Here is a 12,147-nt window from a genome sequence, read left to right as displayed (position 1 = left end):
AAGTGATATTTTTCTTATCAAAATAATCTCTAATTTTATCTCTACCTACTTCTGTATCAGGCATGACTTTACCTCCTTCTTTTAAAATAAGTAAGTTAATACGATAGAAAAAATATAATTCTATTGACAATAACTACCCGATTGGGTAGTATATGTATATAGTTAAACAAGCCTTTAAAACCATTAATAACAACAAAACTTCCGCCAAGACGTTTTAATATTAAGGTATTTTTAGTTTGCTTTTTTCTATCAAATTAACTTACAAACCAATATTAACCCTACAAGGTTATTTTGTCAACATAAAAATAACCCTTAAAGGTAGTTTTGGCTAAGAGAGAACGGAGAATCATTGATATGACAACATTTGAGATAATAAAAAAACTTTCTCAAAAAAGAAGTATCACTCTAAAACAGCTATCTGATGACTTAGGTTTCGGAGAAAGTACAATTTATAAATGGAAAAACCAAATTCCTAAAACTGAATATTTAGAAATGGTAGCTGATTATTTTAATGTAACAGTAGACTACTTATTAGGAAGAGAAAAAAATGAAGAACCTGTAAGTTTCTTTCGCATTGATACAACCAATTTGACTGAAGATGAAGTGAATGAACTTCAAGATGAATTAGAAGAGTATCAAGAGTTTTTGAAACAAAGAATTAAAAACAAACGAAACAGAATGGATTGATTTAATGTTAGATTTTGAAGATGTTCGAGATTGTTACTTTACTGCAAAAGATGTTGTTGAAGGATTTATTAATGATCAATTGTATACTTATTCCAGAACACCAATTGAATTTTTAACGCATTTCAATTTTGAAAACTTTTGTGAGGAAAAACTCGATTTCGATTTTGCTCCTTACAAATTTAAAAAATTGAGCAAACAAGTTGGTGGTAGTTTATATATTGATAATAATGATGTAGTTATTTCATACGATGTAAACAACAGTAAATCGAGACAAGCTTTTACAAAATTACATGAAATATATCATTATTTTGGTCATTATAAAATGGGAATCAAAGGGAATTATTTTGGACAGAGTATCAATAATAATACTTTAAGCTATGAAGACTTAATACTTGAACAGGAAGCTAATTTTGGAGCATCATTTATGCAGATAAGTGATAAAGGGTTAGCGAAGTGCCTTATTGATAAATTATCTTTTAGTCAGATTTGTAATAGTTATAATATGAGTTACTCTGCTTTATATAATAGATTTTTAAGTTTTCTTGTTTTTGAAAAAGATATTAACGAATCTGTGGCTCGAAATGCAATAAATAAATATCGTTATTGCTACAATAGTACAGAATTAAAACAATTATTTTTTAGACAATAAAAAAACACTACTCTCCCCGACTAAAGTTTGAGTAGTGCCCTAAAATATTATGCATAAATATTATATCATATTGGAGGAATATTGAAATGAAATTTTGTTCTGAATGCGGTGCTGAGTTAAACGGAGCTAATTTTTGTCCTAATTGCGGGTCAAAAACTTCCGAATCAACTAATCTTGATGATTCAAAAACCACTCTAAACCATGACGAAGTTTTATGGGAGGGAAAACAATCTATTTTGTTTGGCTTAAACGATAAACTTAGGTATAAAGCAACTGATAGTATAGAGCTTAAAATGAAAGAGGATCGTTACAAGATAACAAATTATGTTGTTAGGATCACTCACGATTCAACTACTTCTACAAACGAAGAAGTCATAAACTTTGAAGATATAAAAGATGTGAAAATTATACAAGGTCTAAAAGAAAAAGTACAAGGTATCGGTAATTTAGAAATACTGACTTTAAAAGGAAATACATTTTTAATGAAAGGTATTAAACAACCAGAAATACCTAAAGATATAATTATGAAGAAAGCTCTTGATTTCCAAAGATCAAGAAATATCTTATACAAAAGAGAACTATAAAAAAATAAGCACTCCATCCCCGACCAAGAGAATTGAGTGCTTAACAAAATAAATAACCTATGTGATAGGCTTCTTTAATTATGCCTATTATAGCATTAATGGGAGGAAAAGAATATGTGGATGGAAGAATTAGCAAACGGAAAGTTTAAATATGTTGAGCGTTATATAGATCCGTATACTGAAAAAGAAAAGAAAGTATCGGTTACTTTAAATTCAAAATCTAACCATGCTAAAAAAGAAGCCAATCGTCTTCTTGTAGAAAAGATAGATAAAAAACTAAAATCGAGTAGCACTAACAAACTAACTTTGCAACAATTACTTGATGAATGGTGGGAACAATATAAAAAAGGTGTAAAAAATACTTCTATTGTTGCAACTAGGAAACCTAAAAAAATAGTTGAGGAATACTTGGATATGGATAGTTTGATTCATAAAGTGGATGCTAAATTGCTTCAGTCATTTTTTAATGACTTAGATTACTCTTATGAGTATAGCAAAAAAATAAGAGGTGTATTAAATCAAGCTTACAACTACGCTTTGGATATGGATTACGTTTCTATTAATCCTGTAGCTAGAACAAAGATAGTTCGTCCGCCTGCGACCGCTGAGGATGTTGAACGTGTGGAGAATCGATACTTAGAAAAAGACGAAGTTAATAAGTTACTAAAAATATATTATTCAACTTTTCAAAGTATCAGATTAGGTAATTTGGCTGAATTTATGTATCTTACGGGAATGAGATTTGGTGAAGTTGTATCACTAACTGAAGATAATTTCATAAAAGAAACTAAGATGTTAGAAGTTCATGGCACACTTGATTACTCAAAAGGTTATTCTAAGGCTGTTAAGTCTACAACAAAAACAAAAGCATCACATCGAGAAATAAACCTATCTAATCGTGCTATAGAAATATTAAATAAAGTAATAGAGGAAAACAAAAAACATCATGAGGTTAACGAAAAAAAGTATATTTTTATAGGAAAAACTGGAAAACCAATTCAACTGAATTCATTTAACAATTCTTTAAATGAGATGAACCAAAAACTAGAAAAAGATAAAATAAACAAACAATTGTCTAGCCATATCTTCAGGCACTCTCACATATCTCTTTTATCTGAAATGAATTTACCTGTAAAAGCAATCATGGAAAGAGTCGGACATAGCGATGAAAAAATGACACTGCAAATCTACACACATGTCACTAAAAAACAAAGAACAGATATTACTGACAAACTAAACGAATTAGGGTTGTAAATTACTCTGCCCCTTTTCTGCCCCTTTACTAATTTTAATCAAAAAAAATAAGGCTCTAGGCCTTGATATAGCTTTATTTATTCAGACACATGGCGGCACTCACTTAGTGCTGCTTCCTTCCAGATCTGACACGCTTCACGAGCCCACCATTGTCCTAGCCTTGCGGCAAATATCATTATACTTTAAAACGAAAAGAAATGCTAGCCTTTTTTAGCTTTTTTTTCCTGTCGAATCTTTCTAAAGAAGTTAGTTAAAATACTTCCACATTCTTCTTCCAAAATACCCGACTCTAAATAACAAGAATGATTAAAGCGCATATCTTGTAACAAGTTTAAAATACTCCCAGCTGTACCACCTTTTGGGTCTTTGGCTCCAAAGAAGACTTGGTCTATTCTTGATAATAAAATACCACCACAGCACATTGGACAAGGTTCTAACGTCACAAATAACTGTGCTTTTTCCAATCGCCAACTCTTCATGTTGCGATTAGCATCTCTAATTGCAATCAATTCAGCGTGCGTAGTCGCGTCCTGAGAGCTTTCCCTAACATTGTGTCCTCTTCCTATGATTTCTCCATCTAGAACAACCACAGCGCCTATTGGGACCTCTCCCATAAGTTCTGCCTTTTTTGCTTCAAGTAGTGCTTCTTTCATAAATCTTTCTTTATCTTCTTGTGTTAATTTTACTGACCGTATAATCATAAACTAATCCCTCTATCAATTTAAGTGTTTTATTTATCTTATCATAAAAAGTAAAGGTTTCCTCTGCTTTATGTTAAAATAATGATACATAAAGCAAAAGGAATGACTTCTTCTATGGAACTTAAAGAATTAATGGCTATTTATCCTCATAGTACTATCAGCAAAACACCCGTTGAGGATGCCGCTTATTTATCTTTACCAATAAATAATCAATGGTTTATCATTGCAGCAAGTAAACTTTCAGAATCAGAAATCAAACTTTTAAACACCATGTTGCCTCAATCAAAAGATTTATCAGATTTAAGTAAACATGTGTGGTATCAATATCTCTACCAACAAAAACCTTTTCCAATAACAGATACCACTTACCGCGTGATTCAATTAAAATTAAAAAAAGAGTCACCAAACGCTATGGAATGGTTGACTCATTTATCTGAATTATTCAATCATATTGAAGATTTCTTTTTTGTTGATTCTTTAAATGCTGTTCTTATTGAAAAGAAATCCACCATTGTTTATCAAAAAGCTGATATAGAAGGCATGATTCTCACTCTTGAATCTGACCTTTTAATTTCTGCAAAAGCATTTGTCGGCTCTTTTAATGAGGCCAATCAAAATTTTATTGCTTACTTTACTGAAGAACAACGTATTTTTTCAGCCTACTCGAGAATCAAAGAGAATGTATTTTCTTTTCAAGACGTTGCTATTGATTATCTAACAAAAGATAAAATCGAGGAAAGCCAAATCATGCAAACGTTAAAAGAAAATCTTAATATTGATGACGAATTAAAAAAAATCATTAAAACACTTTGGCTGAAGCAAGGAAATATTACTTCCACTTCAAAAGAACTGTATATACACCGAAATACTCTTCAATACCGATTAGAAAAATTCCATGAACGAACAGGTTTTTCTTTAAAAGATATGAGTGATTTAACCCTGTGCTACCTTCTTATTCATTAATCTCTTCTATTACCAAACAAGATAACTAATCTTAAAACTTGAAGTAATGAGGCAATTGCTGCGGCTACATAAGTTAACGCTGCAGCAGTTAGCACTTTTCTTGCCATCGCAATTTCTTCACTGTCTAGTGCTTGATTTTCTTCTAAAACAGCCAAGGCTCTTCTTGAAGCGTTAAATTCAACTGGTAACGTCACGACTTGAAATAAAAAAGTTAAGGCAAAACACCAAATACCAATCGTCACTAATCCTGGCATACTACTAAAGAAAATAGCACCAATTAAAATTAATGGAATTGAAATTTTAGAACCAAAATTTACGACTGGCACTAAACTTGCTCTTAATTTTAACGGAGCATAACCGACTTCATCTTGAATTGCATGGCCACACTCATGAGCGGCCACGCCAATAGCTGCAACCGAGCGAGATTCAAAAACACGTTCAGATAAACTCAAAATTTTTGTGTGAGAATTGTAGTTATCCGTTAAATCTCCTGATATTTCTTGAACCGGGACATTTCGAATATCTGCATCACTTAAAATCATTCGCGCAACATCTGCTGCCATAAATCCCTTCTTATTCGCAACTTTTTCAAACTTTCGATAGGTACTATTAACATAACTTGAAGCCCAAGCTGAAATAGCGATTCCAATAATGACTAATATATACGTTTTGTCAAAATACATGTATGGCATAAACATAAATAATTCCTCCTTTTTTTTCTTAATAATAATTTTATCAGATTTTTCAGAATAAGTTTTGGTTTTCTTTTGAACCTTTTGTGAATTTTTACATTTCTAAAGAATAAAATTCAATGAGGTTCCTTCGTTCAAGTAGATTTATCACACAAAATGATGTATCTTTATAATAAAGGGTGCTTTACTAAAATTTGCCAAAATGTTTTTTTACACTAGATTTAAAAGAATATTCTGCATACCATTTAAGGGGGGAAGTGGAGTGCGAAAATTACTAGATACACCAACACAAAGACGTTTAAAGATATTAGAACACTTAAATGAAGTATCTGATTGGATTAGCTCAAATGAATTAGCTAAAGAGAATAACGCCTCTTTAAGAACAATTAATAATGATGTTAGCTATTTAAAAGAAAATTGGTACCCGCATCTATTAATTGAAACATCAAAAAAAAATGGCGTTCGCCTTAGAACACAACCTAGTAGTCATGTGGAGATTGTCTATAGCCATGTGCTAAAAAATTCTGAATCATTCAGATTACTTGAATCAATGTTCTTTGATACAACACTGAGTATTGAAAAATGGGGAGAAAAACTTTATATCAGTGAATCTTCTTTATACCGAATCACAAGTACTATGTCCAAGTCATTACAAAAATATGGTCTTATTCTCGAAAAAAAACCTTGTCGGATTGTTGGAAAAAGTGAATTTTTTGTACGATTTTTTTACACCAGTTTTTTTAGAGAAGCTTATAATATTACAGAATGGCCATTTTCTATTGATAAATATGAGTCTATTACCTACATTGAAACTGTTCTAAAATCACTAGGTTTAGATTTAGATGATCATCAAATCAATCAAATTAATTACATGTTTAATGTTAGCTTAATTAGACAAAGTCAAGGCTTTTTCATTGAAGAAGTTGGCGAGGAAGCGATTAATCCCGCTGTCTTTGAAGCTTTTTCAAAAAAAAGAAAAGGCCTAGAATCTCTTGCCCAACACTATAAATTAAAAGTAACAGATAGAGTAATCAACGATATTATTTTAACACTGTTTTATCATAAAAATAATTGGGATTCTGAGGAAGAAAAGTTACTTATTAGAAAAGAAATCAGTGGGTTTATCAAAACACTTAGAAATGTCTTTGATATCACCTTGAGTAATTCAGTTTCAAGTAAAATGGAGAGCACTATGGAACATCTCTATCTTTATCATAAACTTTACCCCTATCGAAATTACGTTATTTTTGATCAATATTTCTATGATGGGGCTGTTATTAAAGAACATTTTCCAACTCTCAATAAAGTAATCGAACACGCTTTAACTCAAATGGAAAAAAACACAAAATTTCCATGGAAGTCTAAATATCATTACGTCATTTTATATTGGGTAATGATTAAATGGAACGACCTTCCAACTATCTTAGAAAATAAAAAAGAAAAAGCAAAGATTCTTGTACTTAGCAATTTAGGAAGTGACCATTGCGATTTCTTAACTAAGTTAATTCAGCGAAATTTTAATTCAAAAATCGAAATATCTGCTTATCAAGGAAGAATTCTCTTTTTAGATAAAGAACCTACGAAAACGTTTGATGAATATGATATGTTAATCACTAATTTCAATACGGATTTATTGCCAAATGAAAAATTAGTCGTTGTTGATGATATACCGTCAAACGCTGATTGGGGAACCATTCGCCATAGTATCAATAAAATTAATAAAATAGACCCAAAAATACTTGATTACTTAGAAACAGACTAGAGGAATATTTATGATATTTACTATGATTAATTCATACATCGTCAATCTTGTTATTATTATCTCGACTATTTTTGTTTTGTATTTTTCTTCGCTAAAATATTCATTAGAACACGATGACGCTGAAAATGAAATTCTCACTTCAACTGGACAATTCAACCTATCGTTTACACTTCAAATTTTTCTGGGTATTTTTATTGGCTTAATGAGTTTTGTCATCTCAATGAACCGAATTCCTATTGACAATATGAGGCCTGTTGATGTCAGATATTTACCCGTTTATTTTTCCGTCTATTATGGTTCACCTGTTATTGGAATTGTCACAACCATTACACTTATACTTACTAAATGCTTAGAATATTTTATAACTGGCACTTCCATTACTGAGTATATTAATAATTTTTTAATTACAGGAATTATCTTGTTCATTAGTTTAGTCATTGTTAAGAAGAAGCTGCCACCAATTAAAGCGGCGATGACATGTTTAAGTTTAACTCTTATTTCAAGAGCTATTTTGGCAATCTTCTTCTTTTTCAATCAAATGGAGAATGAACTACTTTTTCACTTTCTACTCCATTTTTTAGTTTTTTCAAGTCTCTTTTTTATTACTGCTTGGCTTTTAAATGCTGCTATTTCTATTTCAGAAAGTATTCACAACTACCGGGATTATGCTATTTTTGATAATCTTACCAAACTTTATAACAAAGAATCATTTTTCTTCTTTTTAGATTTAGCTCGTCAAAAAACAACGACTGAAAAAGTTAGTTTTTCGCTTGCTATAATAGATTTTGATAATTTTAAAGAAATAAATGATACCTATGGTCACTTAATAGGGGATCGCGTCTTAAAAGAAGCTGCTGAACTTTTTCTAGATATCACTAAATCAGATGAAAATATTAGAGTTTGTCGAATCGGTGGTGATGAATTTGCCGTTATCTTCAAAAAAGAAGAAAACTCTTCTTTCGACCTATTAGAATTTCTTACTAAAAAATTAAATCAGTTAGCTATCACTGAAACCTTTGATAAAAACATGATTACTTTATCCATTGGTCTGATTCATATCCTGCCTAGTGATAAAGAAGAAAACAAAAAATCATCACAAGATATTTTTAATTTGGCAGACAAAGCTCTTTATATAGCTAAAAATAATGGAAAAAATCAAATTTTTGAAAGAAATGATTACTTATATGCCAAAAAATCCTAGAAAATCAATAATTGATTTTCTAGGATTTTCTTTTTATTTACCCGATAATTCTTTATAGGTCTGTGCTTTTTCAATCACTTCATCTGCTGATTTTTCAAGTAAACTAGACACCTCTTCAGTATCTTCTAACACATTTTCAAGAGCTGAAAATCGTGTTTGTTGTTTAAAGAAATCTGGTAAGCGTTCAAAGTCTGATTTTTTATAATCAATACGCATTGGTTCCTTACCTTTTTCAGCTAATCTTGGATCATAGCGGTAAAGTGGCCAGTAACCGGATTCTACTGCGTCTTTTGTAATTTGAACTGCTTGACTCATTCCACCTTTAATCCCGTGATTGATACATGGAACGTAACCGATAACAAGAGATGGACCAGGATATTTTTCCGCTTCATCTAATGCTTTTATAGTTTGTGTTGGATTAGCGTTTAATGCAACTTGAGCCACATAAACATTGCCATAAGTCATCGCAATTAAACCTAAATCTTTCTTCGCGGTTCTCTTACCATGTGAAGAGAATTTAGCAATAGCAGCTGTTGGTGTTGCTTTAGACGTTTGCCCACCTGTATTGGAATAAATTTCATTATCCATTACAAATATATTTACATCTTCTCCACTTGAAAGAACATGATCAATTCCGCCAAATCCGATATCATAAGCCCAACCATCGCCACCAATAATCCACTGGCTTGGTTTAATCAATAAGTCTCGTTGCTTATAAAGTTTTTCAAGTCTATGATTTGATGCCTTTTCTTCTAATAATGCTGCTTCTAACTTAGTTGAACGCTGTCTTGAGCCTTCTCCTTCATCTTTTGTTTCAAGCCAGTTTGTCATTAAATCTTGAAGTTCTGATGAACCAACGTTTTCAGAGAGTGCTGATGTCATTTGATTAGCCAAATGATCGCGTTTAGTTTTATTGGCTAAGTACATTCCTAACCCAAATTCAGCATTATCTTCAAATAAAGAGTTACTCCAAGCTGGTCCTTGTCCTGCCTCATTCGTTGTATACGGCGTCGACGGAGCTGATCCCCCCCAGATGGATGCACAACCTGTGGCATTTGCAATTAACATTCTATCTCCATAAAGTTGAGTTAATAGTTTTATGTACGGTGTTTCCCCACAACCAGAACACGCACCGGAAAATTCAAGCAATGGTTTTTCAAATTGAGACCCTTTAATGCTTTCCTTTTTCTTAATTGGGTTTGCTTTTTGTTTCAAGGTCATCGCAAATGCCCAGTTCATGGCTTCTTCTTTTTGTTCTTCATAAGGTTTCATTACTAACGCTTTTCCTTTAGCAGGGCACACATCCACACAAAGACCGCAACCTGTACAATCTTCAAGAGACACTTGAATACGGTATTTCAACCCATCGGCACCCTTCATTTCACGTACTAAGAAACCTTCTGGTGCTTCTTCCATCTCTTCGTCATCTGCTAAGAAAGGTCTAATTGCAGCATGAGGACAAACAAACGCACACTCATTACACATAGTACAGGCATCCATTTGCCACTCTGGCACCTCAAGGGCTATCCCACGTTTTTCGTAAGCAGTCGTTCCAAGTGGGACACTACCATCCATCATGTTGTTATCAACTAATGTCTTCACTGATAACGTGTCCCCTTCTTGTGCGTTAACAGGTTCAAGAATTTCTCTAACGTATTGAGGTTTGCTTGCATCGATTTTTTTCTTAGGTATTTCTATTGTTGCCCATTCTTCCGGTACTTCTATTTTAATTAAACGATCAAAAGTTGCATCAATTGCTAAGTGATTTCGTTTAACTATTTCTTGTGATTTTTTCCCATAAGCTTTGTCTACTTCTTCTTTTAAGTATCGGACAAAATCTTCTCTTGCCATCAAATGAGTTAATTCAAAGAATGCTGCCGACATCACCGTATTAATTCGACGGCCTAAACCAACTTCTTGAGCAATTTCCATTGCGTTAACAACATAAAAATTAATGTTCTTTTGAGCTATTTCTTTCTTTAAATGCTTAGGCAACAATTTCAGAACTTTTTCTTTTGTCCAAGTTGTATTTAAAAGAAACGTTCCTTCTTCTTTTAAACCTTTCAATAAATCATATTGATGAATGTATGAAGCGTTATGACACCCAATAAAATCTGCTTGTTCAATTAAATAAGTAGACTGAATAGGTTCTTTACCAAAACGTAAATGAGAATTAGTTAAACCACCAGATTTTTTAGAGTCATATGAAAAATAGGCTTGCGCATACATATCTGTGTGATTTCCTATAATTTTAATAGCTTGTTTATTGGCTCCAACTGTACCATCTGAACCAAATCCCCAGAATTTAGCTTGAAATGTATTATCTGGTGTTAAATCAAGTATACCTTCAACAGGCAATGATAAATGTGTCACATCATCTTTGATTCCTACTGTGAAACGATATTTTAATTTTTCATTTGGTAAAAGTAAATGATCATAAATGGCCTTAATTTGATTTGGTGGTACATCTTTTGACCCTAGTCCATAACGACCACCAATAACAATCGGGCGATTTGGATGTCGATAAAGCGCACTTTGAACATCTAATAATAACGGTTCTCCGTTAGCACCTGGTTCTTTGGTTCTATCTAAAACTGCTACTTTTTCTACAGAATCCGGCAATTTTTCAAGTAAATTTTCGACTGGAAATGGACGATACAAGTGGATATTAATGTGTCCTACTTTACGGCCTTGATTATTTAAATAATCAACTGTTTGTTGAATCGTTGGAGAAACTGACCCCATTGATATAATGACTTCAGTTGCCTCCTCATGACCATAGTAATCAGTTAAGTCATAATGAGTTCCACGAAGTTTATTAATCTCTTTCATGTAAGTCTGAACAATCTCTGGAACTTTTTCATAATATTCATTGACTGTTTCTCTTTGTTGGAAATGGATATCTGGGTTTTGCGCCGTGCCAGATACAGTTGGATGATTTGGGTTCATCCCTCTTTGTCTAAATTTTTCCACTGCGTCTTGATCAATCAATTCCCCTAGATCTTCATAAGGAATCATGTCAATTTTTTGTATCTCATGACTTGTTCTAAACCCATCAAAAAAGTTCATAAATGGTAAGCTTGCTTTTAAACTGGCAAGATGAGCCACTGCTGATAAATCCATGACCTCTTGAACAGAACTTTCAGCCAGCATACAAAAACCAGTTTGTCTTGCTGCCATGACATCCCCGTGATCACCAAAAATACTTAGAGCATTAGTTGTAACAGCTCTAGAAGCGATATGAAAGACTGTTGGCAGTAATTCACCTGCTATTTTGTACATATTAGGAATCATTAAAAGAAGACCTTGAGAAGCAGTGTACGTTGTTGTTAGCGCTCCTGATTTTAAAGAACCGTGAACAGCTCCAGCGGCACCTGCTTCTGATTGCATATTAACAACCTTAATTGGCTCTCCGTATATATTTTTTCTTGCTTTCACTGACCACTCTTCAACAACTTCTGCCATTGTTGAACTGGGGGTAATGGGGTAAACGGCTGCCACTTCACTAAAAGCGTATGAAATATAGGCTGCAGCTGTGTTACCATCCATGGTTACGCTTTGCTTATTCATTTAACATCCTCTTTTTCAATTAATATTTTAAAACAAAGAAAAGATTGACTTCGTTCTGTCAATCTTTTCAACGCGATAGTTTTA

Annotated in this window: 10 protein-coding genes and 1 other RNA gene; 7 read left to right on the top strand and 4 right to left on the bottom strand. The window is 32.6% G+C overall.

Translation table 11 applies throughout. The features are described 5' to 3' along the window. Positions 1-354: 354 nt before the first annotated feature. The 4 genes from RR554_RS01415 (at position 355) to RR554_RS01400 (ending at position 3,174) form a co-directional block, all read left to right on the top strand. Positions 355-687 (top strand): helix-turn-helix domain-containing protein, encoded by a 333-nt coding sequence (locus tag RR554_RS01415; protein WP_332467274.1) that lies wholly within the window; start codon positions 355-357, stop codon positions 685-687. A 4-nt stretch (positions 688-691) separates the two neighbouring features. Then, positions 692-1,336, top strand: a complete 645-nt coding sequence (locus tag RR554_RS01410; protein WP_332467273.1) for an ImmA/IrrE family metallo-endopeptidase — start codon at positions 692-694, stop codon at positions 1,334-1,336. An 86-nt stretch (positions 1,337-1,422) separates the two neighbouring features. Next, a complete protein-coding gene (locus RR554_RS01405; protein ID WP_332467272.1) occupies positions 1,423-1,920 on the top strand; it encodes a zinc ribbon domain-containing protein in 498 nt (165 codons plus the stop codon). Positions 1,921-2,040: 120 nt separating this feature from the next. Continuing rightward, positions 2,041-3,174 carry a tyrosine-type recombinase/integrase gene (locus RR554_RS01400; protein ID WP_332467271.1) on the top strand — a complete coding sequence of 378 codons (1,134 nt, stop codon included), beginning with the start codon at positions 2,041-2,043 and terminating at the stop codon, positions 3,172-3,174. 75 nt (positions 3,175-3,249) lie between these two features. On the opposite strand, the gene ffs is transcribed toward RR554_RS01400, so the two are convergent. Then, positions 3,250-3,334, bottom strand: an RNA gene (ffs, locus tag RR554_RS01395) — signal recognition particle sRNA small type. A 40-nt stretch (positions 3,335-3,374) separates the two neighbouring features. Beyond that, positions 3,375-3,875 (bottom strand): tRNA adenosine(34) deaminase TadA, encoded by a 501-nt coding sequence (gene tadA / locus RR554_RS01390; protein ID WP_332467270.1) that lies wholly within the window; start codon positions 3,873-3,875, stop codon positions 3,375-3,377. 81 nt (positions 3,876-3,956) lie between these two features. On the opposite strand from tadA, the gene RR554_RS01385 reads away from it, so the two are divergent. Further along, on the top strand, positions 3,957-4,838 hold the full coding sequence (locus tag RR554_RS01385) for a helix-turn-helix domain-containing protein (RefSeq protein ID WP_332467269.1): 882 nt from the start codon (positions 3,957-3,959) through the stop codon (positions 4,836-4,838). Here RR554_RS01385 and RR554_RS01380 read toward each other — a convergent pair. After that, a complete protein-coding gene (locus tag RR554_RS01380) occupies positions 4,835-5,530 on the bottom strand; it encodes a zinc metallopeptidase (protein ID WP_332462233.1) in 696 nt (231 codons plus the stop codon). The two genes, RR554_RS01385 and RR554_RS01380, sit on opposite strands and share 4 nt — an antisense overlap. 262 nt (positions 5,531-5,792) lie before the next feature. Between RR554_RS01380 and RR554_RS01375 the strand changes: the two genes are divergently transcribed. Both RR554_RS01375 and RR554_RS01370 read left to right on the top strand, forming a co-directional pair. Beyond that, positions 5,793-7,292 carry a helix-turn-helix domain-containing protein gene (locus RR554_RS01375; protein WP_332461961.1) on the top strand — a complete coding sequence of 500 codons (1,500 nt, stop codon included), beginning with the start codon at positions 5,793-5,795 and terminating at the stop codon, positions 7,290-7,292. A 10-nt stretch (positions 7,293-7,302) separates the two neighbouring features. Then, positions 7,303-8,493: a GGDEF domain-containing protein gene (locus RR554_RS01370; protein WP_332467268.1), complete on the top strand. Its 1,191-nt coding sequence runs from the start codon at positions 7,303-7,305 to the stop codon at positions 8,491-8,493. A gap of 33 nt (positions 8,494-8,526) precedes the next feature. On the opposite strand, the gene nifJ is transcribed toward RR554_RS01370, so the two are convergent. After that, entirely contained in the window at positions 8,527-12,063 is a 3,537-nt protein-coding gene (gene nifJ / locus RR554_RS01365; protein ID WP_332467267.1) for a pyruvate:ferredoxin (flavodoxin) oxidoreductase, read from the bottom strand. Between the last annotated feature and the right edge of the window lie 84 nt (positions 12,064-12,147).

Origin of the sequence: Vagococcus sp. (genome assembly GCF_036639995.1) — a bacterium.
GTDB lineage: Bacteria > Bacillota > Bacilli > Lactobacillales > Vagococcaceae > Vagococcus.
This window is presented reverse-complemented; position numbering and strand designations above follow the sequence as displayed.

What these genes read in the sequence shown, in the direction of transcription:
- RR554_RS01415 (WP_332467274.1), top strand. Translation starts at nt 355, where the DNA reads ATGACAACATTTGAGATAATAAAAAAACTTTCTCAAAAAAGAAGTATC.
- RR554_RS01410 (WP_332467273.1), top strand. Translation starts at nt 692, where the DNA reads ATGTTAGATTTTGAAGATGTTCGAGATTGTTACTTTACTGCAAAAGAT.
- RR554_RS01405 (WP_332467272.1), top strand. Translation starts at nt 1,423, where the DNA reads ATGAAATTTTGTTCTGAATGCGGTGCTGAGTTAAACGGAGCTAATTTT.
- RR554_RS01400 (WP_332467271.1), top strand. Translation starts at nt 2,041, where the DNA reads ATGGAAGAATTAGCAAACGGAAAGTTTAAATATGTTGAGCGTTATATA.
- tadA (WP_332467270.1), bottom strand. Translation starts at nt 3,875, where the DNA reads ATGATTATACGGTCAGTAAAATTAACACAAGAAGATAAAGAAAGATTT.
- RR554_RS01385 (WP_332467269.1), top strand. Translation starts at nt 3,957, where the DNA reads ATGATACATAAAGCAAAAGGAATGACTTCTTCTATGGAACTTAAAGAA.
- RR554_RS01380 (WP_332462233.1), bottom strand. Translation starts at nt 5,530, where the DNA reads ATGCCATACATGTATTTTGACAAAACGTATATATTAGTCATTATTGGA.
- RR554_RS01370 (WP_332467268.1), top strand. Translation starts at nt 7,303, where the DNA reads ATGATATTTACTATGATTAATTCATACATCGTCAATCTTGTTATTATT.
- nifJ (WP_332467267.1), bottom strand. Translation starts at nt 12,063, where the DNA reads ATGAATAAGCAAAGCGTAACCATGGATGGTAACACAGCTGCAGCCTAT.